Annotated in this window: 20 protein-coding genes; 7 read left to right on the top strand and 13 right to left on the bottom strand. The window is 71.9% G+C overall.

The features are described from left to right. Nucleotides 1-3: 3 nt before the first annotated feature. Nucleotides 4-399 carry a MarR family winged helix-turn-helix transcriptional regulator gene (locus AC068B_RS11750; protein WP_478671277.1) on the bottom strand — a complete coding sequence of 132 codons (396 nt, stop codon included), beginning with the start codon at nucleotides 397-399 and terminating at the stop codon, nucleotides 4-6. A gap of 191 nt (nucleotides 400-590) precedes the next feature. Here AC068B_RS11750 and AC068B_RS11745 point away from each other — a divergent pair, with 191 nt between their 5' ends. Further along, complete coding sequence (locus tag AC068B_RS11745) at nucleotides 591-1,667, top strand: hypothetical protein (protein WP_478670858.1); 1,077 nt, start codon at nucleotides 591-593, stop codon at nucleotides 1,665-1,667. 147 nt (nucleotides 1,668-1,814) lie between these two features. Here AC068B_RS11745 and AC068B_RS11740 read toward each other — a convergent pair whose 3' ends face one another. Then, nucleotides 1,815-3,239 carry an MFS transporter gene (locus AC068B_RS11740; protein ID WP_478670857.1) on the bottom strand — a complete coding sequence of 475 codons (1,425 nt, stop codon included), beginning with the start codon at nucleotides 3,237-3,239 and terminating at the stop codon, nucleotides 1,815-1,817. A gap of 155 nt (nucleotides 3,240-3,394) precedes the next feature. Here AC068B_RS11740 and AC068B_RS11735 point away from each other — a divergent pair, with 155 nt between their 5' ends. Continuing rightward, on the top strand, nucleotides 3,395-4,243 hold the full coding sequence (locus tag AC068B_RS11735; RefSeq protein WP_478670855.1) for a helix-turn-helix domain-containing protein: 849 nt from the start codon (nucleotides 3,395-3,397) through the stop codon (nucleotides 4,241-4,243). On the opposite strand, the gene AC068B_RS11730 is transcribed toward AC068B_RS11735, so the two are convergent. Together AC068B_RS11730 and AC068B_RS11725 are read right to left on the bottom strand one after the other, a co-directional pair. Then, entirely contained in the window at nucleotides 4,222-4,728 is a 507-nt protein-coding gene (locus AC068B_RS11730) for an alpha/beta hydrolase (protein WP_478670853.1), read from the bottom strand. The genes AC068B_RS11735 and AC068B_RS11730 overlap by 22 nt on opposite strands. Next, nucleotides 4,725-6,962: an MMPL family transporter gene (locus tag AC068B_RS11725; RefSeq protein WP_478670852.1), complete on the bottom strand. Its 2,238-nt coding sequence runs from the start codon at nucleotides 6,960-6,962 to the stop codon at nucleotides 4,725-4,727. The genes AC068B_RS11730 and AC068B_RS11725 overlap by 4 nt, the downstream gene beginning before the upstream one ends. Before the next feature lie 219 nt (nucleotides 6,963-7,181). Between AC068B_RS11725 and AC068B_RS11720 the strand changes: the two genes are divergently transcribed. Then, a complete protein-coding gene (locus AC068B_RS11720; RefSeq protein WP_478670849.1) occupies nucleotides 7,182-8,426 on the top strand; it encodes a sensor histidine kinase in 1,245 nt (414 codons plus the stop codon). After that, complete coding sequence (locus AC068B_RS11715; protein WP_478670848.1) at nucleotides 8,423-9,124, top strand: response regulator; 702 nt, start codon at nucleotides 8,423-8,425, stop codon at nucleotides 9,122-9,124. The genes AC068B_RS11720 and AC068B_RS11715 overlap by 4 nt, the downstream gene beginning before the upstream one ends. A 28-nt stretch (nucleotides 9,125-9,152) precedes the next feature. Here AC068B_RS11715 and AC068B_RS11710 read toward each other — a convergent pair whose 3' ends face one another. The 3 genes from AC068B_RS11710 to AC068B_RS11700 are packed head-to-tail and all read right to left on the bottom strand — an operon-like array spanning nucleotide 9,153 to nucleotide 12,195. After that, complete coding sequence (locus AC068B_RS11710) at nucleotides 9,153-10,445, bottom strand: ABC transporter substrate-binding protein (RefSeq protein ID WP_478670847.1); 1,293 nt, start codon at nucleotides 10,443-10,445, stop codon at nucleotides 9,153-9,155. Next, nucleotides 10,445-11,281, bottom strand: a complete 837-nt coding sequence (locus tag AC068B_RS11705) for a carbohydrate ABC transporter permease (RefSeq protein ID WP_478670844.1) — start codon at nucleotides 11,279-11,281, stop codon at nucleotides 10,445-10,447. Before AC068B_RS11705 ends, AC068B_RS11710 begins: the two co-directional genes overlap by 1 nt. Further along, nucleotides 11,278-12,195, bottom strand: a complete 918-nt coding sequence (locus tag AC068B_RS11700) for a carbohydrate ABC transporter permease (protein WP_478671274.1) — start codon at nucleotides 12,193-12,195, stop codon at nucleotides 11,278-11,280. The genes AC068B_RS11705 and AC068B_RS11700 overlap by 4 nt, the downstream gene beginning before the upstream one ends. Nucleotides 12,196-12,371: 176 nt before the next feature. On the opposite strand from AC068B_RS11700, the gene AC068B_RS11695 reads away from it, so the two are divergent. Beyond that, nucleotides 12,372-13,235: a phosphotransferase enzyme family protein gene (locus AC068B_RS11695; protein ID WP_468558458.1), complete on the top strand. Its 864-nt coding sequence runs from the start codon at nucleotides 12,372-12,374 to the stop codon at nucleotides 13,233-13,235. A 4-nt stretch (nucleotides 13,236-13,239) separates the two neighbouring features. Here AC068B_RS11695 and AC068B_RS11690 read toward each other — a convergent pair whose 3' ends face one another. From AC068B_RS11690 to AC068B_RS11675, 4 genes are all read right to left on the bottom strand, one after another. Next, nucleotides 13,240-13,950, bottom strand: a complete 711-nt coding sequence (locus AC068B_RS11690; protein WP_478670843.1) for an exonuclease domain-containing protein — start codon at nucleotides 13,948-13,950, stop codon at nucleotides 13,240-13,242. 125 nt (nucleotides 13,951-14,075) lie between these two features. Further along, nucleotides 14,076-15,317: an SAV2148 family HEPN domain-containing protein gene (locus AC068B_RS11685; protein WP_478671273.1), complete on the bottom strand. Its 1,242-nt coding sequence runs from the start codon at nucleotides 15,315-15,317 to the stop codon at nucleotides 14,076-14,078. Between the two features lie 103 nt (nucleotides 15,318-15,420). Next, nucleotides 15,421-16,740 carry a copper amine oxidase gene (locus AC068B_RS11680; RefSeq protein ID WP_478670841.1) on the bottom strand — a complete coding sequence of 440 codons (1,320 nt, stop codon included), beginning with the start codon at nucleotides 16,738-16,740 and terminating at the stop codon, nucleotides 15,421-15,423. A 64-nt stretch (nucleotides 16,741-16,804) separates the two neighbouring features. Then, the gene (locus AC068B_RS11675; protein ID WP_478670839.1) at nucleotides 16,805-17,596 is read right to left on the bottom strand and encodes a Tat pathway signal sequence domain protein; all 792 of its coding nucleotides are present in this window, start codon (nucleotides 17,594-17,596) and stop codon (nucleotides 16,805-16,807) included. Nucleotides 17,597-17,753: 157 nt separating this feature from the next. On the opposite strand from AC068B_RS11675, the gene glgX reads away from it, so the two are divergent. Beyond that, nucleotides 17,754-19,862, top strand: a complete 2,109-nt coding sequence (gene glgX / locus AC068B_RS11670; protein WP_478670838.1) for a glycogen debranching protein GlgX — start codon at nucleotides 17,754-17,756, stop codon at nucleotides 19,860-19,862. Here the strand turns inward: glgX and AC068B_RS11665 are convergent. Next, entirely contained in the window at nucleotides 19,816-21,129 is a 1,314-nt protein-coding gene (locus AC068B_RS11665) for an MFS transporter (RefSeq protein WP_478670835.1), read from the bottom strand. The genes glgX and AC068B_RS11665 overlap by 47 nt on opposite strands. A 90-nt stretch (nucleotides 21,130-21,219) precedes the next feature. Between AC068B_RS11665 and treY the strand changes: the two genes are divergently transcribed. Further along, complete coding sequence (gene treY, locus AC068B_RS11660; RefSeq protein ID WP_478671271.1) at nucleotides 21,220-23,778, top strand: malto-oligosyltrehalose synthase; 2,559 nt, start codon at nucleotides 21,220-21,222, stop codon at nucleotides 23,776-23,778. On the opposite strand, the gene AC068B_RS11655 is transcribed toward treY, so the two are convergent. After that, the gene (locus tag AC068B_RS11655; RefSeq protein ID WP_478670834.1) at nucleotides 23,714-24,946 is read right to left on the bottom strand and encodes a cytochrome P450; all 1,233 of its coding nucleotides are present in this window, start codon (nucleotides 24,944-24,946) and stop codon (nucleotides 23,714-23,716) included. The genes treY and AC068B_RS11655 overlap by 65 nt on opposite strands. Nucleotides 24,947-25,029 lie beyond the last annotated feature (83 nt).

Below are 25,029 nucleotides of genomic sequence, written 5' to 3'. Positions count from 1 at the left end.
CTGTCACGCCGGACCCTCGACTGCGGCCTCGTTATAACGGAGCAGATAGTCGGCGAACCGCGACAGGTCCGCCCCGCTCCACCCCGCGAGCCGCTCCTGGAAGGCGACCCGACGGGCGTCCCCGACCTGCACGAGGACCTCGTTGCCCCGGTTGGTGAGGTGCAGCACGTGCACCCGGTGGTCGGCCGGATCGAGCCGCCGCTCGACGAGCCCGGCCTTCTCCAACGCCCCCACCTGCCTGCTGATCGTCGACTTGTCCAGCGTGTAGTGCGCGGCCAGATCCGTGGCCCGGCAGCCCCCCTGGAACTCGAGGTGGGCGAGCAGCGTGAAGGAGACGAGCGAGAGCTCGGGGTGCATCCGCGCGGCGGTGGCGCGCGCCCGCCGGGCGAACGCGGTCATCTCCCGCTGGATGACCTCGATGGACTCGTCCCGCACACCGGGCCGGTCACCGTCTCGATCCGTCACGATTTCTCCCTCTCCGCGAATGGTTGTAGAGTACAACACCGAAGAGAGTTGTATATGCCAACCATCTGAGTTGCATATACCAACCACCCCAGGCCAACCACCTGCCGAGTCCCCGGAGACCTTTCATGTCCGCCACCGCGGAACCCGCCCCCCGACTGCGCGACGCCCTGCGCCACGTCCTCCTCCACCTGGTCACGCCCCTGCTGATGTGCCTCGGCATGGGCCTGGCCTATATGGGCGCGTTCGTGACGCCCGAGCCGAACGACATGCCGATTGCCGTCGTCGGGTCGGGCCCGCAGACCCAGGCCCTCGCGCAGGGCATCAAGGACAAGGCGGGCGACGCACTGGACGTGCGCACCCTCGCCGACCGCGAGCAGGCGGTCGACGCGCTCAAGTCCCTCGACATCGCGGGCGCCTACGTCCCCGACGCGAAGTCGCCCGAGCTGATCGTGGCCACCGCCGGGTCCGACATGAGCGCCACGGCGGCCCAGAAGCTCTTCACGCCCATCGCCGCGCGGCAGGGCCTGCCGCTGAAGGTCACCGACGTGGCACCGCCCGTCGAGGACGACCCCACGGGCCAGGGCCTGTTCTTCCTGCTCGTCGCCGTGAGCATCGGCTCGTACGCGTCGGTCGCGGTGCTCGGCGCGGCGGGCGCGGGGCTGCGGATGCGGGCCAGGGCGGGGCTCGTCGTGGGGGTCTCCTTCGCCGTCAGCCTGATCGGCGCGGCGCTCGCGGGGCCGATCTTCCACCTGGTGCACCAGGGCCTGTGGGGCGTGTGGGCCATGTGCTGGTTGTACGCGGCGGGGATCCTCTTCATCGGCATCGGACTGCACACGTTCCTGAAGCGCTGGACGACACTGGCGATGATGGTGCTCTTCGTGATGCTCAACTTCACGACGTCCGGCGGGCTCTTCCGGCCCGAGCTGCAGAACGGCTTCTTCGGCTCCCTGCACGCGTTCTGGAACGGCGCGGGCTTCGTCGAGGGCATCCGCAGCCACCTCTACTTCGGCGGCCACGGTCTGGCCCCGCACGTGTGGACGCTGGCCGGGTGGCTGGTGCTCGGCCTGCTGCTCGTCGCCGTCGCCGGGCTCTGGGAGCGGCGGCAGCGGCCCGCGGCGGCTCCCGCCCCCGCCCGGCACGCGGCCCGGGGGCAGGAGCGAGAGGCCCAGGAGGAGGAGATGGAGGAGTCGGTCGCGGTCTGACGTGCGGGAGGGCGGCGCCACCCGGGGACGGGGTGCCGCCCTGATGTGACGGCCGCACCTGGTCACTACGCATGGGGCGCCGCCCTGATGTGACGGCCGCACCTGGTCACCACCCATGGGGCGCCGCCCTGACATGGTGGCCCCCGGTCACCCCACCCGGCGCACCCCGACCACCACCCCCGCCACTGCCACCGTGCCCGCCGCCGCGGCGAACGCGACGTGCTGACCCGTCAGGACCGAAGGACCGGCCGCCGCAGCCGCTCCGGCGAGGACCGCGGGCCCGAGCCCGCTGCCGATCTGCAGTGCCGTGGCGGTCAGCGCGGACGCCGCGCCCTGGCGGCCCCGCGGGACGCCCCGCAGACCGAGGGCCGTGAGCGCGGGGAAGGTCAGCCCCTGCCCGACCCCGGTCACGACGAGACCCACGAACACCGGCCACCAGTAAGGACTCTGAGACTCCGTCAGGCACCACACCAGCACTCCTCCCCCGGTCAGCAGCAGTCCCGTCGTGAGGACGGCCCGCGCGCCGAGCCGCTCCAGGAGGCGTCCGGCGAGCAGTGCCGTGGCGGTCACGGCCGCGCTGACCGGCAGGACCGCGAGCCCCGACCGGGCCGGTGACATTCCTCGTACGTCCTGCAGATACAGCGGTACGAAGAAGAGCGAGCCGTTCACGCAGAAGTAGAAGACCACCGCCAGGGCCGCGGAGGTCCGCACCGTCGGGATCCGCAGCAGCGCCCGGTCGAGCAGCGCGTCGCCACCGCGCCGCCACCACAGTGTCGCCGCACCGGCCGCGCCCGCCGCCGCGGCGACGGCGAGGAGGCGCCCCGCGCCCCGGTGCGAGAGCAAATCGACGCCGAGGACGACCAGGACGACCGTCGCCACCAGGGCCGCGCCGCCGACGGGGTCGACGCGGCGGTTCCTGTCCGGCGCACCGGGCGGGAGCACGCGTACCGCGGCGAGCGCGGTGAGCAGTGCCGCCGCGCCCTGCACCGCGAAGACGAGCCGCCAGCCCGCCGCTCCGGTGAGCAGTCCGCCGAGGACGAGTCCCGCGCCGTAACTGCCCGCCTGCGCCGAGGCGAAGACACCGAGGGCGCGGGAGCGTGCGGGGCCCGCCGCGTACAGGTCGGCGACCAGCGCGGTCGCCGCCGGAACGGTGATCGCGGCGCCCGCGCCCTGCACGACCCGGCCCGCCGCGACCATCCAGAAGTCGCTCGCGGCCACGGCGGGAACGGCCCCCGCGGCGAGCGCGAGCAGCCCCGCGGTCAGCACGCGGCGGCGCGGAAACCGATCGGCGAGGGCTCCCCCGGCGAGCAACAGCCCGGCAAAGGCGAGCGCATAGCCGCTGACGGCCCAGGACAACGCCTGCGGGGCCGCCCCGAACTCCGCACCGAGAGCGGGAAGCGCACTGTTCAACACGGCGACACTGCCCGCGTCGAGCCCGGCAGCAGCACTCAGGACGAGCAGCGCGAGCGTGGCGGGGCTCGGCGGGGCGGGGGCGGGCTTAGGTGTGGTGGGCTGTGGAGTGGTCGGCTGTGGGGTGGTGGGCTGTGGAGTGCGGGGTGCGGGATTGCTCATGGGTGGCAGCCTTCGCGGGGGCGTGCCGGGGCACCAGGTACCGGTGAGGGGGCTCCCCGGCGGGGGTGGCCCTGTCGGGGCCACCCCCGGGGCTGGCCCCGGCCGATCATCCGCACGGACACTGGGCCCATGACCGCACTTCGGACAACGTCCGCATGACCGCGCACCCCGCACCGGCCCCCGGCTCTCCGCAGGCCCGACCGACCGAGCTGGCACGGTTCTTGCGGACTCGGCGTGCGCGGCTCACCCCTGAGTGCGTCGGGCTGCCGAGGACCGCGGGGCGGCGGCTCGCGGGGCTGCGGCGGGCCGAGGTCGCCGCGCTCGCCGGGATCAGCCCCGAGTACTACACGCGCCTCGAACAGGGGCGCCAGCGCCGCCCCTCACCCGAAGTGCTCGACGCGCTCGCCACCGCCCTGCGCCTGGACGCGGACGGCCGCGGCCATCTGCACAGGATCACGGCGCGGCCCGTGCCTCCGGTGCCGTCCGCGCCACCCCAGGCCCCGCAGGCGGCGCTCGACCTGCTGCGGGCGCTCACTGTGTGGCCCGCCTACCTGGTCGACCCCATGCGCTCCGTGCTCGCCTGGAACGCTGCCGCCGCCTGGCTCGTGACGGACTTCGGCGCGCTCGAGCCGCACCGCCGCAACCTCGCGTGGTTCGCCCTCTGCGACCCGAGGGCCAAGGAGCTGTACACGGACTGGGAGGCGGTGGCGCGCGGCAACGTCCACCGCCTCCGCAACGCCCTCGCCGGACGCACGGGCGAGGAGCCGCTCCTCGCCGAACTCGCCGCGTCCGGCGGCGAGTTGTTCACCGATGCGTGGAACGAGCACGAGGTGCGCGGGCCGAACACCGGCCACAAGCGGCTGAACCACCCGGAGGCGGGCCCGCTGACCCTGGCGTACACCGGCTATCTGCTGCCGGGGCATGAGCGGATCGAGCTGGTGGTGATGACCGCCCCCCAGGACAGTCCCGAACACGCCCTGCTTCAGGAGTTGTTCGGCCGCTGATCGCGCGGACAGGTGTAGTCCTCCCTCGGCAGCTCGCCGGTCAGCAGATAGTCGTTGACGGCCTTGTCGGCACAGGCGTTGGAGTAGCCGACGAACACCGCATGGGTGCGGACCGGGACGGTCACCAGCTTGGAGCCGCGCATCGCCCGGTGCATGCCGAGTCCCTGCTCGTAGGTGGTGCGGGTGTCGCCGGTGGCCTGGATCTGCAGGGCGGGCAGGGCGTTGTCGATCTCGGTGCGCGGCTCGCGCGGCTTCTGCTTCCACCAGCCGCACGGCATCGGCGCGTTGTGGAAGGGTCCGAACACCGGCTGCTTCGGCCGGGCCTTCTCGATGGCCTTGCGGTACCACTCCGCGTTGCCCGGCGCGGTGGTGTCGGCGCACAGGATGGCGAGGCCGCCCCGCCGCGGCGTCGACGAGCAGCCGCAGCGTGCGGGCGTACTCGGCGTTGCCGAAGTCGTCCGTACCGAGGAAGTAGCGGTGTTCATATGCGCCCTTCGTGTTCGAAGTGCGCCGGAGCGGACGCGTACGGGTAGTGGTGCTGCTGCTCAGGCGCGGGCGGCGGGCCCTGCGGCGTGTGGTGGTGTCGGCCCGGTGTCCGGCCAGAGCGGCGGGGCCACCACAGGCCGCGGCCCAGGATCGCGGCCAGCGCGGGCACCAGGACGAGGGAGAGCACGAGCGCGGAGAGGAGGATGCCGAGGCCCGTGGCGAAGCCGATCTCCTGCGTGGCGGGGCTCGCGGCGAGGCTGGCGAAGGAGCCCGCGAGCACGATGCCCGCCGTGGCGATGGCGGGCGCGGTGTGCCGCACCGCCTCGGCCACCGCGGTACGCGCCGGGACCGGCTTCTCCATTTCCTCCCTGATCCGGTCGGTCATCAGGATGTTGTAGTCGGTGCCGAGGGCGACGACGAAGAGGAAGAGCACCAGGGGCAGGGTGAACGACACCCCGGGGCGGTCGAGTCCGTGCTGGAAGAGCAGCGTGCTCGCGCCGAGGGTGGCCACGAACCCGAGGCCCACGGCGATCATCAGCACGACCGGCGCGAGCAGTGAGCGCAGCAGCAGGAAGAGGATCACCGCGATCAGCAGGGCGGCGACCGGGAACACCAGGCGCAGGTCCTTCTCCACGGCCGTCGAGATGTCCGCGAAGATCGCGGCCGTCCCCGTGACGTAGGCGTCCGTGCCCTCGGGCGCGGTGCGCGCCGCCGTCTCCCTGACGGGGCCCGAGACCAGGTCGCGGGCCTGCTGCGTATCGGACTCGACGCTCAGGAACACGTCGACCCGCGCGGCCGTGCGGTCCTTGCTGAGCACCGGCTTCCCCACCTCGCCGACGCCCTCCGCCTTGGCCAGGGAGCGGGTCATGCCGGTGAGCGAACTCGGCTTGATGTCACCGCCGTCGGTGCTCCGTACATAGACGGTGTGCGGGTCGGAGACGCCCGGGGGGAGGCTGCGGGAGATCTGTTCGGCGGTCCTGACGGCGGCGGTCTCGTGCAGACCCTGCTGGTCGTAACTCATCTTGATGCCGACGGCGCCCGCGCCCAGCGCACCGAGCAGCACCAGGCTGCCGACGGCGTACCGCAGCGGGCGGCTGCTCACGGCGTGTCCCAGGCGTGCCGCGATCCCGCCGGTGCGTTCCTTCTTCCAGGCGCGCGCGGGCCAGAACATGCCGCGTCCGAACACGGCGAGGAGGGCGGGCATGAGGGTGAGGCTCGCCAGGAGCATCACGAGTACGGAGATCGCGATGGCCGGACCGAGGACCCGGAACTGGCCGAAGCTCGCGAGGCCCAGCGTCGCGAACGCCGCCACGATCGTCAGGGCCGCGGACGTGATCGCGCTGCCCACCCGCCCTGTCGTCTCGGCCGCCGCGGCCCGTGCGTTCTGCTCGGGATGATTCCGCAGATGTTCCCGGAACCGGAACATCAGGAAGAGGAAATAGTCGATGCCGATGCCGAGAAGCACGACGCCGATCAGTGAGGGAGTGGACGGGTCGAGGTCGATGTCGAAGAGCTTTGCCGCACCGACCACGGCGCCCGAGGCGACACCGCCGATCAGGGCCACCGCGATCAGGGGCACGAATGCGGCCGCCAGACTGCGGAAAACCAGCACGTTCAGCAGGACTATGAGGCCCATCGTCAGGCCGGATACGACGGCCGCCGTGCTTTCCTCGGCATCCGCGTTGTCCACCGTGGAGGCGATTCCGCCGGTGAATCCGACGCGCAGATCCGCGTCCGCGAACTCGTCCTTCGCGTGGTCGCGGAATTTCTTGTAGACGTCCTGCAGACCGGGGTCATTGGGATTTCCGTCGAGCGACACCGTGAGGAGCCGGAAACTCTTGTCAGGGGCCACCGCGCCCGGTGAGACCCGCGGGGTCTGGGAATGGTCCTTCATCAGGGGTTCGGGCTTGTCCGCTGCGACCCTTTCCCGGCCCAGGTCGGCCGCGGTGCCCGCGATCCGCCGCTGATCGGCGGGGGTGAGCTTCTTGCCGTCGTCCCTGGCGACGAGCACGGTCAGCGCGTTGGGGTCGGGCTTGGTCCCGAAATCGTCCTCGGCGATACGCAGCGCCACGGCCGAGTCGTACTTCTTGGGCAGGAAGTCCCCGGCCTGGGAGTCGGTGACGTCGTACATCATGGCGTTTCCCGCGAACGAGAGCGCAGCACCGAGAACGGTCCATACGACGACCGTCAGCCATCGATGCCGGGTGGAGAAAGAGGTCAACTTGCGGATCATGCCAACAGGTCATCACGCGGGGCCCCTTGAGGACGTCGGCCGCCGGAAGGGGACGCACCCGGGACCCGGGTCCGGCACTCCGCCGCAGGCAGTACTCCAGTACTGGGGACAAGAACCGACCCCGCGCCGATCAAACGCCCGGCGGGACGGGATGTAATGGTGCGGAAAGCAGAAAGCAGAGATGGCCCGGCTCGATCAGCACACTGTGGAGGCGCCCGGATGGGACGCGACTTCTTCCCTCCGGTACCACCCGCGGGAAAGGCACGGCCGACCTGGGGCAGTGCGGCGGTCGCCGTCGCCGCGGTGGCGCTCGACGTACTGGCCTACTGCGCGCCCGGCGAAGAGGGGCCGGGGGCACCCGTCACCGTGCCGGGCGTCCTGCTGATCTGCCTCTCCCTGTGCCCGCTGCTCTTCCGGCGCCGGCACCCCCTGCCGGTGCTCGGCGCGGTCCTCGTCGTGCAGCTGGCCGTCAACCTGGGCCTCGCCGTGGACCCGGGCGCGCCGATGTCGAACAGCTACGGCGGCGCCGTCGCGGTGGCGCTCTACACGGTCGCCAGGTACAGCGACCGGCGCGCCGTGGTGCTGGGCGTCGTCGCCACCGCACCCGTGCAGACCGCGCGGTATCTGCACAACGACGTGCCCTTCCTGGGCATGGGCATCACCGACGTGCTGGTCACGCCCTGCCTCATCGTCGCGGTGGGCCTGGCCGTGCGGCAGTGGAAGAGCCAGCTGGACATCAACCGCAAGCTCCTCGCCGACCGCGCGGTGACCGAGGAACGGCGCCGCATCGCACGGGAGCTCCACGACATCGTGGCCCACCACATCACCACCATGTACCTGATGTCCGGCGGCGCCAGGTCGACCATGGACCGCGATCCCGAGACGGCCCGCGAGGCGCTGGTGACCCTGGAGGACTCGGGCCGCACGGCCCTGCACGAGATGCGGCAGCTCCTCGGTGTCCTGCGCAGCGCCGAGGGCCCGGAGGAGACGCCGTCGGAACCGCAGCCCGGGGTGGACGGCATCGAGCGGCTCGTCGCCGACTCGACCGCCGCGGGGCTGCCCGCCGAGCTCCACGTCACCGGGCGGCCCCGGCCGCTGCCGATGACCGTCGGGCTCACGCTCTACCGCATCACCCAGGAAGCGCTGACCAACGCCCGCAAGCACGCGGGTCCCGCCCGCGCCACGGTGCGGCTCGCCTATCTCCCGGACCGGGTCTCCGTCGAGGTGACCGACGACGGCGCCGGTGACGGCAAGGCGCCCGGCGGAAGCGGTGGATACGGTCTGCTGGGCATGCGGGAACGCATCGCTCTGCACGACGGTTCCCTCCAGGTCGGCCGCCGTGCGGAGGGCGGGTTCACGGTGGTCGCGAGTGTGCCGCTGCCCGCCGACACGTACGAAGCCGACGCCCACGGAACCGACGCCCCCGAAGCCGACACGTACAAGAAGGGCGGGACGACCCGATGACCTCCCCCACCGAATCCGACCCCGGCCGGATCACCGTGCTCATCGCGGACGACCAGCCGCTCGTGCGCCGCGGCCTCTCCCTGATCCTGCGCTCGGACCCCGCCATCGAGGTCATCGGCGAGGTGGACGACGGCGAGCAGGCCATCGCGGCGGCCCACGAACTGGGCCCCGACGTCGTCCTGATGGACATCCGCATGCCGGTGCTCGACGGGGTCAGGGCCACCGAGCGCCTCGCCGCCGAGCTGCCCCGGTGCCGGGTCCTCGCGCTCAGCACCTTCGACATGGACGAGCACGTGGTCGGCGCCCTGCGGGCGGGGGCCTCGGGGTTCCTGCCCAAGGACGTCTCCCCCGAGGAGCTGGTGGCCGCGCTGCGCACCGTCCACCGCGGCGAGGCCGTCGTCGCCCCTCGGTTGCTGACCCGGCTGCTCGCCACGTTCGTGGCTCCGGCCCCGGTGCCGCACCCGCCGGGCGCCGACCTGTCCGGGCTCACCCCGCGCGAGGTGGAGGTGCTGCGGCTGATCGCATCGGGACTCGACAACACCGAGATCGCGGGGCAGATGGCGATCGGCGTCCAGACCGTGAAGAACCACGCCACCGGCATCTTCGCCAAGCTCGGCGTCCGCGACCGCGCGCAGGCGGTCATCGCGGCGTACGAGTCGGGGCTCGTGCAGGCGGGCCGGCCCGGCGCCGGGTCCTGAAACCCTGAAGCCCCACAGTCACAGGGTCCTAGCGCTGGTATCTGGCGAGCACCAGGTTCCCGTCCTTCACCAGCCGCTTCCGCAGCTCGTCGAGGTCGATCGCCCCGCTGTAGTACTCCTGGAGCGCCGGGGTCGCGACCTTGTCCTTCCACTCGGGATAGCCGCGCACGGACTGGGCGGGCGCCGGGCGCAGGTGCTCGGAGAGGGCGGTGCCCGCGGACCAGCCGTCCTTCTCCGTGCGCAGGGCCGGGTCCTTCAGCGCTTCCGCACCGGTCGGCAGCATCCAGTCGCCGCGCGCGAGCTTCACCATGCTCTTCGGCTGCAGGAAGAAGTCGATGAACTCGGCCGCCTCCTTCTTGTGCGCGCTGTCCTCGGCGACGGACAGGGTCTGCGGGCTGACGCCCTGCGCGAGCCCTTCCGCACCGGCCGGGGCGGGCAGCACCTGCCAGTCGAAGCCCTTGGGTGCCTGCTGGACGATCTGCTGGCGGTACGAGAAGCCGAGCGGGACCATCGCGTACTTGCCGCCGAAGAAGCCGGGCAGCGTATCGGACCCGCCCATGCCGAGGGTCGTGCCCGATGCGCTCTTGTCGACGTTGACCTGGTCGTGGACCGTACGGGGCATGATCTCGTCGGCCTCGTCGAAGCGGACGTCGACCTTGCCGTCCGCGCCGCGGTGGAACATCTTCCCGCCGGTCGACATGGAGAGGTTGAGCGTGGCGGAGACCGGCTCCTTCAGCGGCCAGGCGACGCCGTACTTGCCGTCGCTGCCGTCGCCGAGCTCCTTGGTGATCTTCCGGAACTCCGCCCAGCTCCACGGCTGCTCCGGCGTGGGGATACGCACCCCCGACTCCTTGAGCCACTTGGCGTTGGCGATCAGGACGCGCGGCTCCTGGAGGAACGGCACTCCGTAGACCTTCCCGTCGAAGGTCGCCGTCTCCCAGCTCCGCTCCGGGATGTCGGACTTGAGGCGCTCGGGCAGGAGGCCGCCGATGTCCGCGAGATACCCGCCGTACGCGAAGTCGGCGAGGTCGTCCGACGCGTCGTGGATGATGTCCGGCGCCTCGCCGCCCTCGAAGGAGGTGAGCAGCTGGTCGTGGACGCTGTCCCAACTTCCCTGGAGGTATTCGACCTTGACGTCGGGGTGGGTGGCGTTCCACTCCTTGACGAGTGCCTTGTTGGCGTCGACGGACTCCTTCTGCCAGGCCAGGGACTGGAACTGGAGGGTGATCTTCCCGTCATCGTCCCCGGAGTCGCCGCCGCATCCGGCGAGCAGCAGCGTGAGAGCGGCGACGGCACAGAACAGCCGCGGTGCCGTGCGCATCAGGCCTTCACCGCCCCCGCCAGCATGCCGCCCGTGATCCGCTTCTGGATGATCGCGAAGATGACGAGCGAGGGGATGGTCGCGAGGAACGCGGCCGCCGCGAGCGGGCCGAGGTCGGCGACGCCCTCCGTGCCGATGAAGCGGTTGAGGATGACCGGCAACGTCTGCTTCTCCGGGGTCTTGAGCAGGACGAGCGCGAAGAAGAACTCGTTCCATGCGGTGATGAAGGCGAACATCGCGGTGGCCACGATCCCGGGCGCGAGCAGCGGCGCGACGACCGAGACGAAGGTGCGGACCTTGCTCGCGCCGTCCACCGCGGCGGCCTCCTCCAGTTCGGTGGGGACCGCGCGGACGTATCCGACGAGCATCCACAGCGCGAACGGCAGCGACCACACCACGTACACCATGATCAGGCCGAGCAGCGAGTTGATCAGGTGCAGGTTCTTCAGGATCAGGAAGAGCGGGATGATGATCAGGACGAACGGGAACGCCTGGCTGATCACCACCCATCCGGTGGCCGCCTTCGCGACGCGGTTACGGTGCCTGGCCATGACGTACGCCATCGGTGTCGCGATGACGACCGCGATCAGGGCCGCGCTGAGCGCCGCGATCAGGGAGTTGCCCGCGGCCCTGAGCAGCGGCTGCTCGTCGAAGGCCTGGCGGAAGTTGTCGAGCGTCGGGTCCTTGGGGATCCAGGTGGGGTGCAGGCTGCCCAGTTCCCGTGCGGGCTTGAAGGCCGTGGAGATCAGCCAGAGGAACGGGAAGGCGAGGAAGACCAGGTAACCGGCGAGTGCCAGGTACTGCGCGGCGCGGGTCGTCTTCTTCGTACGCATCATGCCTCGTCGTCTCCCTTCAGGCGGCCGACGAGGTAGACGGCGAGGATCACGGAGATCACCGCGACCATCACACAGCCCATGGCCGCGGCGTAGCCGAACTGGCCGTAGCGGAACGCTTCTTCGTAGGCGAAGAGCATGGGCAGTCGGGTGCGGCCGCCGGGGCCGCCCTGCGTGAGGACGTAGACGAGGGCGAACGAGTTGAAGTTCCAGATGAAGTTGAGCGCCGTGATGGCGAGGGCGATCGGCTTGATCGCGGGCCAGGTGACCGTGCGGAAGCGGCGCCAGGCGCCCGCGCCGTCCATCGCGGCGGCCTCGTGCAGCTCGCGCGGGGTGTTCTGCAGTCCGGCGAGCAGCGCGACGGTGGTCTGCGGCATGCCCGCCCAGATGCCGACGACGATGACGGCGAAGAGCGCGGTGGCGGTCCCCGTCAGCCAGTCCTTCCCCTCCCCCAGGCCGAGGTTGGAGAGCGTCTCGTTGAGCACGCCCGCGTCCGGGTGGTAGACGAGCCGCCACATGATGCCGACGACCACCTCGGGCATCGCCCACGGGATGATCGCCAGCGCCCGCGCCAGCCAGCGCATCCGCAGCGGCTGGTTGAGCAGGAGGGCGAGGCCGAGCGCGAGGAAGAACTGCGGCACGGTGACGCCGAACGCCCACACCAGGCCGATCCGGAACGAGTCCCAGAACAGCGTGTCGTGCAGCAGGTCCTGGAAGTTCAGGGCGCCGACCCACTGGGTGGGCTCGGTGCGGCCCGCCTGGGAGTCGGTGAAGGCCAGCGCGATGCCGTAGAGGAGCGGGCCGACGCTGAGGACGAGGATCGGGATGAGGGCGGGCAGCACGAGGAACCACGCGCCGTGATCCGCGGCTCCGCGCCCCTGCGTGCCTCTCGCTGACCGCTTCGTTGCGGTCGCCAATGTCACGGGATCGGCTCCTTCGGGCGGCTTGTTCGGGTCCGGCCGCCCCGGCGGCCTCCGTCATCGTGCTGATGTGATCTTGATACGTCAAGCAGCTGCGCGCCCTCGCAAGCCGGTTGGCCTGTGCGAATGCGAGACTGTCGGGCGAACGGGGCAACGGGTGCGGGAGGCACGAGATGGACGAGGCACGGGCGCGGGACGTACTGGACGCGGCGGATCTGCCGGTTCCTGCGGGCGGGGCCCGGCTGCTCGCCCTCGGCGAGAACGCGGTGTTCGCCGTCGGCGAGCTGGTCGTCAAGGTCGGCCGCGCGGCCCCCGAGCTCCTCGCAAGGGCGCGGCGCGAGTCGGCCGTCGCCCGATGGCTGGAGCAGGCGGGCGTCCCCGCGGTACGGGCCGCCGAGCCCGATGCCCGTCTGGTGGACGGCCATCCGGTGACGCTCTGGCACCGGCTGCCGGATGCGGTGCGCCCCGCCGAGCCGCGCGACCTCGCGGCGCTGATCCGTCTCGTGCACGAACTGGACTCCCCCTCCTTCGACCTTCCCCGCCGGGAGCTGCTCGGTGGCGTGGAGCGGTGGCTGCGGCTTGCGGGCGACGCGGTGGATCCGGCCGACGCGGACTATCTGCGGGAGCGCAGGGACGGGTTCGCGGCGGCGGCCGCGGCGCTGAAGCCCCGCCTCGCGCCGGGGCCCATCCACGGGGACGCACTGCCCCGCAACGTCCTGGTCGGCCCGGACGGGCCCGTGCTCGTGGACCTGGAGACCTTCTCCTTCGACCTGCGGGAGCACGACCTGGTCGTCATGGCGCTCTCCCGCGATCGCTACGGACTCGCGCCGGAGGCCTACGACGGGTTCGTGTCCACGTACGGCTGGGACGTGCGGGAGTGGGAGGGGTGCGCCGTGCTGCGGGGCGCCCGGGAGACGGCCAGCTGCGCGTGGGTCGCCCAGCATGCGCCCGCCAACCCGAAGGCACTCGTGGAGTTCCGCCGTCGGGTGGCTTCCCTGCGGGACGGGGACGCCGAAGTCCGCTGGTACCCCTTCTGAGCGGTCAGCCCTCTTCTCGGAGCGGCCACACGCCGTCCACCACCGCGTCCGCCTTCCCCTTCCTGCGCAGGAAGTTCTGGAAGTCCGCGGCCCATTCCGCATACCACTCGATCTGGCTGCGGTGCAGGTCCGCGGGGCCGAGGGAGGCGACCTTCGGGTGGCGGTCGGCTATCGCGCAGGCGAGGCGGGCGGCCGCCTGGGCGTCGGCCGCGGCGTCGTGGGCGGACTCCAGGAGCACTCCGTACTCCTTGCAGACCGCTTCCAGGTTGCGCTTTCCCTTGCGATAGCGGTCGACGGAGCGGTCGATCGTGTACGGATCGATCACCGGGCCGGGGTCGATGCCGCCGAGCCGGTCACGCAGGGACCGCAGGCCGTACCTGCGGAGCTCGGCGGAGAGCAGGCTCAGGTCGAAGACCGCGTTGTACGCCACGACCGGGACGCCCGACTGCCAGTACGACGTCAGGACGTCGGCGAGCGCGTCCGCCACCTCTGCGGCGGGGCCACCCTCGGCCGCCGCCCGTTCGTTCGTGATGCCGTGCACGGCCACCGCTTCGGCCGGGATCGGGACTCCCGGATCGGCGAGCCAGGTGCGGTGCCCCAGCGTCTCGCCGTCCTTGACCTCGATCACCGCTCCGGTGACGATGCGCGCTTCGCTCGGATCCGTCCCTGTCGTCTCCAGGTCGAAACCGATCAGCAGCTCCCGGTGCCAGCCCATGGCCGCCCCCTTCTTCGTGGTGCTTTCCCCCAGTGACCACCACGATCCCATGCGCCACTGACAATCCGAGGGGCGGATTCCACTTCATCCGTCCGCGGGGTCACGACGGGGGTCACGGCAGGGGGTCACGACACCGGACGCGAGTCCGCCCAGGCCACCTCGAACTCCTCGCGGTATGTCGCGAAAAGACCGCCCTCGCCCGGATCGCCCGACTTGACCACCCGGCTCCCGCCGCGCAGCACCAGGACCGGCGCCTCCATCCCACGGGTCCTGCGCAGGTACGACTGGACGACACCGATGCCGTCCGCGCCGTCCCCGTCGACCAGGTAGGCGGTGAAGCGCGGCGTCTCGTCGAAGACCTGGATCTCGAAGGCCCCGGGGTCCTTCAGGCGCGCCCTGACCCGGCGCGAGTGGAGGATGTTCATCTCGACGGAGCGGCTCAACTCGCCCTTTTTTATGCCCAGTTCACGCTCCCGGCGCTTGACCGCGCTGCTCGCCGGATTGAGGAAGAGCAGCCGCACCCGGCAGCCGGACTCGGCGAGCCTGACCAGGCGGCGCCCGGAGAAGTTCTGCACGAGGAGGTTGAGGCCTATGCCGATCGCGTCCAGGCGACGGGCGCCGCCGAAGATGTCCTCGGCGGGGAACTGCCGCAGGAGCCGCACCCGGTCCGAGTGCACGGCCACCACGTCCGCGTACCGGTCACCGACCAGGTCCTCGACGGCGTCGACGGGCAGCCGCCGCGCGGAGGGCGTGTCGGTGCCCGAGCCGAGTATGTCCAGGAGCCGGGCCGAGGCGCGCTCGGCCTGGGCGAGGACCGTCTCGGAGAGGGCGCGGTTGCGGGAGACGACGTTCCGGGTGACCTCCAGCTCGTCGAGGGCCAGCTCGACGTCGCGCCGGTCGTCGAAGTACGGCTCGAAGCAGGGCCAGTGCTGCACCATCAGCTCACGGAGCTGCGGCAGCGTCAGGAAGCTGAGGACGTTGTCGTCGGCGGGGTCGAGCAGATAGCCCTTGCGGCGGCTCACCTCGCGCACGGCGACGGCCCGCTGCACCCACTCCTGCCCGGCCGGGCCCGCCGCGGCGACGACCCAGTCGTCGGCGTGGACGGGTTCGTAGACGGGACGCAGAACAGCGGCCACGACCGCGCGCAGCCGCTGTTCCACCAGGTTCAGCCAGATGTAGGCCCGGCCCGCACGCTGTGCGCGCGTACGGACCTCGCGCCAGGCGTCGGCATCCCAGTCCAGTTCCGGTCCGATCTGAGATCCCATCTCCATCGGCCGGGCCAGGGACACCGCTCCAGGGGGTACGTCCCCAGAGCTCCCCTCGTGACCCTCGTCACCAGGGGGCAGCTCCCGCCCGCCCGAGCTCACCCGCGCACCGCCTTCCGCTCCCGCGAACACTCCCCCGGTCAACGATCAAGGAAGGGTACTCCGGGAGCGGCGGGCGGTGCAGCCCGATGGGCAGGGTGGTTTCTCAACGACCCAGCGGAGGCTGGCCGTTCTGGTTGGCGAGGTCCTGCGGAGTGAGCGGGCTCATAGCGGTGACGTCACGCGCGGCCAGCGAGAAGCCCTGCCAGTGGACCGGCATCGGCTGCTGGTCCTCGTCGCGCGCGATGTGGTGGAAGCCGACGTGGACCCAGGTGACCGGGTGATCCATGGCCTGGCCGTTCACCCACTTGTCGACGCTGTCCGGGGTGCCGTTGGGGCAGCCCGGGTTGTTGCTCGCGTACTGCTCGCACTTCTTGTACTGGGTGAAGTACACGTCGTGCTTGGTGAACTCGCGGCCCGCGTGCTTGGTGCTGGGGCCGGGCACGATCTCGTACGACCGCGGGTGGCCGTCCTTGTTCTTGCCGGTGTTGCTGACCACGCGCCACCAGCGCATGTCCTCGCGGTCGCCCGCAAGCTCCTTGGTGACCTTGGTGCGGGTGGTCTTCGTGGTGGGGCTGCCGTCGCCGGTGGGCGGGGTGACCTTCGAGTCGTACTGCTCGACCCTGGACTTCGGGGAGCCGTCCAGGCCGAAGTTGAGCCGCCAGAAGACGTTGTGGGCGTGGCTCTCGGCCTTGGCCTGGTCACCCTTGCCGATCGGCCAGCCGCGGCTGTCGCCGCCGTCGTAGTCGTACGGCGAGAGGCTGCCGGTGGCGCCGACGTTGGAGGTGATGGTGCCGTCCGAGGAGAAGCGCCACTCGGTGATGTACTCGTACCAGGAGGCCTTGTTCACCGTGTACACCAGCAGGTCCTTGCCCTGGCCGGTGTAGACCTTGCCGGTGCCGCCGGTGCTCTGGTCGTCGTTGAGGCGGTAGGCGTGGCCCCGCGCGCGCGTGGTGGCGCACAGACCCTTCACGTTGCCGCGGTGGGGCACCTTGACGGTCTTGATGGTGCCGCCGGGACACTCGCCGGGGTTGAGGTTCTGCAGGGCCTGGCCGAAGTCGGTGCCGGTGACGTCGTCGTACTCGGCCTGGCCGTCGTCGTAGGGCACGTGCACCTGGGCGAGCCGGGCGCTGGTGAGGACGGGGATCGGCTTCGGCTCGCCCTTCGGCTGGTAGCTGATTTTGTCGAGGATCAGGCCGGAGAGCGTGTTGTAGTGCCAGCACATGCGCCAGGTCGTGCCGCCGTCGACGGTCTGCTCGATCTTGTAGGCGTCACTGCAGTCGGCCGCGGGTGCGGGTGCGGCCGGGGGCGCCTGCGGGGCCGCCGATGCGGGTGCGGCGACGCCGACGGCGCCGCCGAGGAGCGCGGAGACCGCAAGGGCCATGGTGACCCTTTTGCGGGCGCGCGAAAGTCTGTTGACGTGCATGGTGGAGTGGACTCCCTCGGACGAGGAGAAGTTGGCGTGTGGTGTCGTGCGTGGGCGGCCGGGATCAGCCGAGACGGCCCACGGTGCGGGTGCTCAGGTCGACGACGAGGGACCTGGTGTCGATCCACGGGCCGCTCTTGACCTTGGTGACGACCTGCAGGCACCGGTGCTTGCCGCACGCGTCGAGGCTGGACGGCACACGCTTCACGGTCTCCTTGCGGAAGACCATGCCGCTCAGCTGAAGCTGGTCGGGGCCCGCCAGCGCCTTGCCCGTGGCGTGCTTGAAGTCCTTCTTCAGGCCCTTGCCGAGCGGGTCGGCGATCAGCAGCCGGGCGCCCTCGGCGAGCTCTTCCTGGCTCGGCGGCGGCTGTACGTTCATCGTGGTGGCCGTGTCGTCGACCTTGCCGGTCTCCAGGTTGACCGTCTTGGTGATGACGGCGTCCTTCTTGTAGTCGTAGTAGACGACTTCGGCACTTCGCTGCGGTGCGGCACCACTGTCGCTCGGCTCCGGCTCGCTGAGGTTCGTGGACAGCAGCTGCGGTCCGCGGTCCCCCTCGACGTCCCGGGCGCTGGAGCGCATCTGCCCCGACACCGAGGCCTTCTCGGCCCGCTCGATCTCCTCGTCGGTCAGCGGGTCGCTGCCGACGCCCTTCGCGCCCTCCTCGGGCGCTGCCTCCACGACGCCGTCCTTCGCGATGGCGTCCTGCTTCGCCGCGGCCGCGTTCGCCTGGCGGTCCCCCGACCCGCCCGACTCCGACCCCGGCAGATTGACGCCCACCAGCACGGCGGTCGCGGTCGCCGCGACCGCCGCGCCCGCCACCACCTTCCCCAGGTGGCGTCTGACTATCTCTCGCACTACTCCCCCTACTCCCCTGGCGCCCCATTCATGGGCATGCCGAGTATGTGGTCAGACGGTTAGACGGGTACAACTCCTGGGTGGTTGCCCCACTTTCGGGCACACTCTGGCCGAAGTGGCCCCGAGTTGAGGGGGCGTGAGTGGAAGAGTCGTATACATGCAGGTCTGGCCTGGGCAGGCGTATCCCTTAGGTGCCACGTACGACGGAGCGGGCACGAATTTCGCGGTCTTCTCCGAGGCCGCCGAGCGAGTGGAGCTGTGTCTGCTGCACGACGACGGCTCGGAGGCGGCCGTCGAACTGCGCGAGTCCGACGCGTTCGTGCGGCACGCGTACCTGCCCGGCGTCATGCCGGGCCAGCGCTACGGCTTCCGGGCGCACGGCCCCTACGCACCGGAGCAGGGGCACCGCTGCAACTCGGCCAAGCTGCTGCTCGATCCGTACGCACGCGCGGTGAGCGGGCGCATCGACTGGGGCGAGGAGGTGTACGGCTACCACTTCGACGAGCCCGACGCGCGCAACGACATGGACTCGGCGCCGCACATGATGACGTCGGTCGTGGTCAACCCCTACTTCGACTGGGGCGACGACCGGCCCCCGCGCACCCCGTACCACGAGACGGTGCTCTACGAGGCCCATGTGAAGGGCCTGACGATGCTGCACCCGGACCTCCCAGAGGAGCTCCGCGGCTCGTACGCGGCGCTCGGGCACCCGGCGATCATCGAGCACCTCACAGGACTCGGCGTCACCGCCCTGGAGCTGATGCCGGTCCACCAGTTCGTGAACGACCACCGCCTGGTGGACATGGGCCTCAACAACTACTGGGGCTACAACACCATCGGCTTCTTCGCCCCGCACAACGCGTACGCCTCCTGGGGCGACCGCGGCGAGCAGGTCCTGGAGTTCAAGCAGGCCGTGAAGGCGCTCCACGAGGCGAACATCGAGGTGATCCTGGACGTCGTCTACAACCACACCGCCGAGGGCAACCATCTGGGCCCGACGCTCTCCTACAAGGGCCTCGACAACGCCTCGTACTACCGCCTGATGGACGACTCCCGCTACTACATGGACACCACGGGGACCGGCAACTCGCTCCTGATGCGCTCGCCGCACGTCCTACAGATGATCATGGACTCGCTGCGGCACTGGGTCACGGACATGCATGTGGACGGGTTCCGCTTCGACCTCGCGGCGACGCTGGCGCGCCAGTTCCACGAGGTGGACCGGCTGTCGTCCTTCTTCGACCTCGTGCAGCAGGACCCGGTGGTCAGCCAGGTGAAGCTGATCGCCGAGCCCTGGGACGTCGGCGAGGGCGGCTACCAGGTGGGCAACTTCCCGCCCCTGTGGACCGAGTGGAACGGCATGTACCGGGACACGGTGCGCGATCTGTGGCGCGGCGAGCAGCGCACCCTGGCGGAGTTCGCCTCCCGGCTCACCGGCTCCTCCGACCTCTACCAGGACGACGGACGGCGCCCGCTGGCATCGATCAACTTCACCACCTGCCACGACGGCTTCACGCTGCACGACCTCGTCTCGTACAACGAGAAGCACAACGACGCCAACGGCGAGCACAACCGGGACGGCGAGAGCCACAACCGCTCCTGGAACTGCGGCGCCGAGGGCGAGACGGACGATCAGGACGTCCTGGCCCTGCGCGCGCGGCAGATGCGGAACTTCACCGCCACGCTGATGCTCTCCCAGGGCGTGCCGATGCTCAGCCACGGGGACGAGTTCGCGCGCACGCAGAGCGGCAACAACAACGCGTACTGCCAGGACAACGAACTGGCGTGGGTGCGCTGGCCGGACGGCGAGAACTCGCTCCTCGCCTTCACCCGGACGATGGCGATGCTGCGGCGCGACCACCCGGTCTTCCGCAGGCGCCGGTTCTTCCACGGCAGGCCCGTGCAGGGCACCCACGACGAACTGTCCGACATCGCCTGGTTCACCCCGGATGGCGACGAGATGGAGCAGCCCGACTGGGACGCCTCGCAGGCGCGGGCGCTCAGCGTGTTCCTGAACGGCAACGCCATCTCGGAACCGGGGCAGCGCGGGGAACGGATCTCCGACGACTCGTTCCTGCTGATGTTCAACGCGTCGCCGGAGCCCATCGAGTTCGTGGTCCCGGTCAACCACGGCCGTCAGTGGCAGCTCGTGATCGACACGGCGCACGAGGACGGGGTGCCGCCGGAGCCGGGACCGAAGGTGCGGGCCGGGGACCGGCTCACGCTGGCCGACCGGAGCCTTGCGGTGCTGCAGCGTCCGGCGTGACGGCGGTGCGGGACGGCTGAGCGGGGGCTGCGGCGCGGGTCGGGCATCCGTCCGGTTCGGGGCGGTGCGGTTCGTGGCGGGCGATCAGTGCGATCACGAACGCCACCGCCGCGGCCGCGCTGCCGAGGGCGAAGGCCGCCCCCGCGCCGTGCGACTCCGCGAGGCGTCCGGCCACCGCGAGCGTCACCGCCTGGCCTCCGACGAAGGCGCTCGCCGCGAACGTCATGCCCTCGGCAAGCCGCTGCTGCGGCACGGCGCGCTCGGTCAGCGCGAAGCCGGTGATGAGGTTCGGGGCGTAGATCGCGCCGAAGAAAGTGACCACTACGTAGAGGCCCACCAGGCTGTCGGTCCACACCAGGGGCAGCGACAGGAGCGCCGCGGCCGCCGTCGCAACCCGCCAGCGCACGATCAGCCCGAAGCGTTCGGGCAGCGCGGCCATCGAGAGCCCGACCACCGCGCTCATGACGCCCATCGCCGCGTACACGAGACCGGCCTGCCCCGGTCGGCCCAGCTCGTCGGTCAGCGCGGTGATGCCCGCGCCGCAGGCGCCGAGCAGCACCCCCAGGAACAGGAGCCCCACCCGCACCACATAAACGGAGCGCGGCAGCCGCGGACGTGTGCCACGCGCGCGTGCGGGATCCGCGGGGACCGCCCTCGGGGTACGCCCCGTCGGGTGCAGCGCGAAGGCCGTGCCGCAGACGGCGACCAGGAGCGAGGCGACGCCGAAGGCGTACGCCGGGTGGCCCGCGACGGACGCGAGGCCCACCAGGGCGGGGCCGAGCACGAAGGACAGCTCGTCCATGGTGCTCTCCAGGGACAGCACGGTGCCCGCGAGCCGGTCGTCGCCTCCCTTGGCGCGGACCAGCGGGACGACGCGCGCCCGCGCCAGGGGGCCGATCCCCGGGATCGTCGCGCCCGCAAGGACGCCGAGGACGACGAGCCCCGGCGTGGGCAGGTCGGCGACGGCGCCCAGCGTGTACGCCGCGATGGCCACGGCGTTGACGAGCGAGAAGGCGAGCACGACGGAACGCTGGCCGCGCCGGTCCGCGAGGCGCCCGACGAACGGGCCCAAGGTCACCTGGCCGAGCGCGAGCGCGCAGGCGACGATCCCGCCGGTGGCCAGCGACCCGCTGGTCTCGGTCACCAGCAGCACGCTGCCGAACTGGATCATGGCCACGGGAAGTCTGCCGAAGAACGAGACGACGGGGAGGAGCGCCCCCGTCATCCGGAGCACCGTGCGGTACGCGTCCCGCGTGTTCTCAGCCATCGTCCGACGCTAACGACACGGTGGTCCCGACACGCATGAGTCGATGACACGAAAGCCTTCCGAGCGGGTACGTACGTTCGCATGACGCGCATGACGCCGGAGCGCCCCGGCCCCGTGGTACCGCCGCCGCCCACCGCCACGTACCGGCTCCAGCTGCAGCCGGACTTCCCCTTCGCGGCCGCCGAGGCGGCCGTCCCCTACCTGGCCTCGCTCGGTGTCTCCCACCTGCACCTGTCGCCGGTGCTCGAAGCGGTCCCCGGGTCCACGCACGGCTATGACGTCGTGGACCACGCGCGGGTGCGGGACGAGCTGGGCGGCGAGGACGGGCTGCGGTCCCTGTCCCGCACCGCCCGGCAGTCCGGGCTCGGTCTGGTCGTGGACATCGTGCCGAACCACATGGCGGCGGCCCCTCGGCACAACCACGCGCTGTGGGAGGTGCTGCGCGAGGGCCCCCGGTCGCCGTACGCGCGCTGGTTCGACATCGACTGGGACGCGGGCGGCGGGCGCGTCCTCATGCCGTTCCTCGGCGGCAGGCTCGGGGAGGAGCTCGGGCGGCTGCGGGTCGACGGGGACGTGCTGCGCTATCACGACCATGCGTTCCCGCTCCGGGACGGCACCGCGGAGCTGCCGCTGCCGGAGCTCCTGGACGCCCAGTGGTACCGCCTGTCCTGGTGGCGGCTGGCCCGCACCGAGCTCAACTACCGTCGCTTCTTCACCATTTCGGACCTCATCGGCGTGCGCGTCGAGGACCCGGAGGTGTTCGGGGCGACGCACGGGAAGATCCTGCAGCTGCTGCGTGAGGGCGTCGTCGAGGGCCTGCGCATCGACCATCCGGACGGCCTCGCGGACCCCGGGGCGTACCTCCAGAAGCTGCACGAGGCGACCGGCGGGCGCTGGACGGTCGTCGAGAAGATCCTCGCCGACGGCGAGCGCCTGCCCGCCGCCTGGCCCGTGGCGGGCACCACCGGCTACGACGCGCTGCGCCACATCGACGGCGTCCTCGCCGACCCGGCGGGCGCAGGTGAACTCCTCGGCCAGTACCGGCGGTTCGCCGCGGCTCCCGCGGACCGGGGCGGCGACTGGGACGCGACGGTGCGCCGGGCCGCGTACAAGGTCGTCACGAGCGAACTGGCCACGGAGGTGGACCGCCTCACGCGCGTGGCGGACACCATCTGCGCGGCCGTCCCCGCGCTGCGCGACCACGCGCCGTGGGCGCTGCGCACCGCCCTCAGGGAGCTGCTCGTGCGGCTTCCCGTCTACCGGCCGTACGTCTCCGGGGGCGACGCTCCCGAAGCGGTCCTCACCGTGCGCGCCGCGGACGAGGCCAGGGCGGCCTTCAGCGTGCCCGAGGAGGCCGGCGCGGTCGACGTCGTGCGGGACCTGGCGCTGGGGCGCGTACGCGTCGGGGAGGCCGGGGAGCCCGGGGCTCCCGCGGCGGTCTCCGGAGCCCTAGGGGAGTTCCGCGCGCGGTTCGCGCAGACCGCGTCGGCGCTGCGCGCCAAGGCCGTCGAGGACACGGCCTTCTACCGGCACGCGCCGCTGCTCTCGGCGGCGGAGGTGGGCGGCGCCCCCGAGCGTCCCGCGGTGCCCGTGGCGGAGTTCCACGCCTACTGCGCGCGCGTGCAGCGCGACTGGCCCTACTCGGGCACGGTCCTGACGACGCACGACACCAAGCGCAGCGCGGACGTACGGGCGGGCATCTCGGTCCTGACGCAGTGCCCGGGCCGGTGGGCCGACCTCCTCGCCGAGGTCACCGAGCAGACCTCGCGCGTGGGCGGCACGGGCGCGCCCGACCCCCAACTGGCCTGGGCCGCCTGGCAGACGGCCGTCGGCTTCGGCTTCCCCTACGACCAGCGGCTGCAGAACGCCCTCATGAAGCACGTGCGCGAGGCGGGCCTGCACACGAGCTGGACCGAGCCGAACGAGGCGTACGAGAAGGCGGTGGGCGCCTTCGTGGAGGCGGGGCCGTGCGGGCCTCCGCTGTACTCGGTGGCGTCCTTCGTGCGGGAGATGGACGCCCACATGCGGGCGAACGTCCTGGGGGCCGCGCTGCTGCACCTGACGATGCCCGGAGTGCCCGACCTCTACCAGGGCACGGAGGGCGAGTACCGCGCCCTGGTCGACCCGGACAACCGGCGGCCCGTCCGCTTCCAGCCGCACGTCCTGGAGCGGCTCGACTCCCAGCGGGAACGCTGGGACCTCTCGGAGGAGAAGCTGGCGCTCACCGCGACGGCGCTGCGGCTGCGCGGGCGGCGGCCCGAACTGTTCGGGGGCGCGGCGACGTACGAGCCGCTGGCCGCCGAGGGCCCCGGCGCCGCGCACTGCGTGGCGTTCGCCCGCTCCGGGGAGGTCGTGGTCGCCGTGACGCGGCTGTCCCTGCGGCTCGCGGACGCGGGCGGCTGGCGCGGGACGGAGCTCGCGCTCCCGGCGGGCCGGTGGGCCGATCTGCTCGCTCCGGGGCGGGAGTTCGAGGGGCACGCGCGCGTGGCGGAGCTGTTCGCCGCGTCACCGGTGGCGCTCCTGGTGCGCGCCGCCGGGGTTGGGGAGCCTGGGGAGAACAGGGGGTCCCACGCCCAGGCAGTACTTACTGAGGCCGGACGAGAAGAGTCCGCGGACCACGGGTCAGCAGCCCTCGGGGAGCCGGTCTGAAACCCGGCGCCCAGCGCAGCCCCGGCAGGGCGTCGAGGAGGGCGCGCAGGCCGTACTCGGCGGTGCGGGCCGCGAGTTCGGCGCCCGGGCAGGCGTGGCGGCCCGCGCCGAAGGCGAGGCGGCCCGGGTCCGCGCGGAGGACGTCGTAGCGGTCGGGGTGGGCGAACCGGTCCGGGTCCCGGCCCGCCGCGCCGACCAGGCACGCCACGACGGCCCCCGCGGGCAGCGTCGCGCCCGCCACGGTGACCGGGCGGACCGCTCGGCGCAGCACGACGGGGGCGGGCGGGTCGCGGCGCAGGGACTCCGCCCAGGCGGCGGGGATCAGCTCGGGCCGTTCGCGGACCAGGGCCAGCTGACGCGGGTCGTCGACGAGGTTGGCGAGGAACGAGGCGAACGCGAGCACGGTGGCCTCTCCGCCGCCGCCGAGCAGTGAACCGACGAGACCGGACACGGCCTCGTCGGACAGCGGCCGTCCGTCGACCTCCGCGGTGCACAGCACGGAGAGCAGGTCGCTGCCGGGGCGGGCCCTGCGGCGCGCCAGATGGGGGCGCAGACAGGCGTCCAGTTCGTGGTGGTGGCCGCCGAGGTGGGTGAGGCCGCCGCGGCACCACTGCTGGACGCGAGCGGTGTCTTCGTAGGGCAGGCCGAGGGCCGCGGTGACCGCGGCGGTCGGCAGCCACTGGCAGAACTCGGCGACGAGGTCGGTCTCCCCGCGGGCGGCGACGCGGCGGGCCAGGACGTAGGCGGTGCGCGATGCGCCCGCGGCCAGGGCGGCGACGGCGCGGCCCCGCAGCGCGGGCTCGACCAGGGCACGGTGCGCCCGGTGCGTCCCGCCCTCCATGTGCGCGAGGGTCCGCCCCGGCGGCACCGCGACGAGCCCGTCCTGTGCGAGCGCCCCGCACACGTCCCCGTACCGGCTCACCAGCCACGCCCCGAGCAGCTCGTCCCGCACCAGCGGATAGCTCTCCCGCAGCACGCGGAAGACGGGGTAGGGGTCCCTTGCGGCGCCGGGCGACACGAGGCTGGGCGGCGGCGCGCCGGACGGCGCACGCAGCACGCCCACGGAGCGCGTGGCGGGCCGCTCGGGGGCCGCGAGCAGCATGCGCAGGGCGGGAGGTGGTTCGGGTGGGGGTATCGGACCGTCCGGCGGGACGGGGAGGCAGCGCACCGCGGGGCTCCCACCTGTGCGTAGGCGCGGCGAGCGGCCGCGCGGGTGTGTTCAAGAGGACCACCGCGCGGGCCCTGTCGCAG

It is taken from the genome of Streptomyces sp. NPDC042371 (assembly GCF_056437465.1).
Note: the sequence above shows the minus strand (reverse complement) of the source record. Positions and strands in the feature narration are given on the sequence as shown.